This is a genomic window from Hoyosella sp. YIM 151337 (assembly GCF_026041215.1).
Classification (GTDB): domain Bacteria; phylum Actinomycetota; class Actinomycetes; order Mycobacteriales; family Mycobacteriaceae; genus Hoyosella.
In genome coordinates this window covers 1-1,179 of the sequence record NZ_JAPEIQ010000010.1, presented here as the reverse complement: position 1 = coordinate 1,179, position 1,179 = coordinate 1, and the positions used below count along the sequence as shown (strand labels likewise).

At 60.5% G+C, this 1,179-nt stretch carries 1 protein-coding gene; it reads left to right on the top strand.

Annotated features, from left to right (window positions below):
* Positions 1 to 51: 51 nt before the first annotated feature.
* Positions 52 to 1,179: IS256 family transposase (locus ONR57_RS04680; RefSeq protein ID WP_374116397.1), on the top strand; the 1,128-nt coding region annotated here is incomplete at its 3' end.

Sequence of the window (1,179 nt, the reverse complement as noted above, 5' to 3'; positions counted from 1 at the left end):
GGGGCGTGTCAGATGGTCTGTGTAAGGGTTCGGTCCGTCTGAGAGGAGATGATGGACCTTGTGACAGATGATAGGGAGCATCGTGGGTCAGATGTAGCGGCAGAACTGGCCCGGTCGGGCGCTCTGGATGCGATCTTTGACAAGATCGATTCCGGTGAGCTCGACTTGACCGGTGACGGTGGTTTCATCCCTGGTCTGATCAAGGCGGCGTTAGAGCGCGGACTGCAGGCCGAGATGACCAGCCACCTCGGCTACGAGAAGGGTGATCCCGCAGCTGTGCTGTTCGGTAATTCCCGCAATGGCACGACCCCGAAAACACTATCCTCACAAGTCGGTCCGGTGGATCTGAACGTGCCCCGTGACCGGGAGGGATCCTTTACCCCACGCCTGGTGCCGAAAGGCTCACGGCGTCTCGGCGGACTGGATGAGATGATCGTCAGCCTGTATGCGGGGGGCATGACGGTTCGTGACATCGAGCATCATTTAGCTGCGACGATCGGCACGGAGCTGTCCCATGAGACGATCAGCAAGATCACCGACGAGATCAGCGAAGAAGTCCTCGCCTGGCAGCACCGCCCGCTCCAGCCGCTGTATCCAGTGGTCTACCTCGACGCGCTGGTAGTCAAGGTCCGCGATGGGGCGCACGTGCGCAACAAAGCCGCTCACATCGCCGTCGGTGTCGACATCGACGGCGTCAAGCATGTCCTCGGAATCTGGATCCAGACCACCGAAGGCGCGAAGTTCTGGGCCGGGGTATGCGCTGACCTGGCCAACCGCGGTGTCCGGGACGTGCTGATCGTCTGCTGTGATGGTCTGACCGGGCTGCCAGAGGCGATCGAGGCGACCTGGCCGCGTACTGCGGTTCAAACGTGTGTCGTGCATTTGATACGGGCGTCGATGCGGTTCGTGAACTACAAAGACCGTAAAGCCGTTGCGGCAGCACTGAAACCGATATACACCGCCGCTGATGCGGAAGCTGCTCGTGTGGAGTTTGACGCCTTCACTGTCTCGGATCTGGGTAAAACGTATCCGCATGCGGTGGCGACCTGGCAGGCCGCCTGGGAGCGGTTCATCCCGTTTTTGGCGTTCCCTCCCGAGCTGCGCAGGGTCATCTACACCACGAACTCGATCGAGTCGCTGAACTACCAGCTCCGCAAGATCATCAAAAACCGCGGTCAG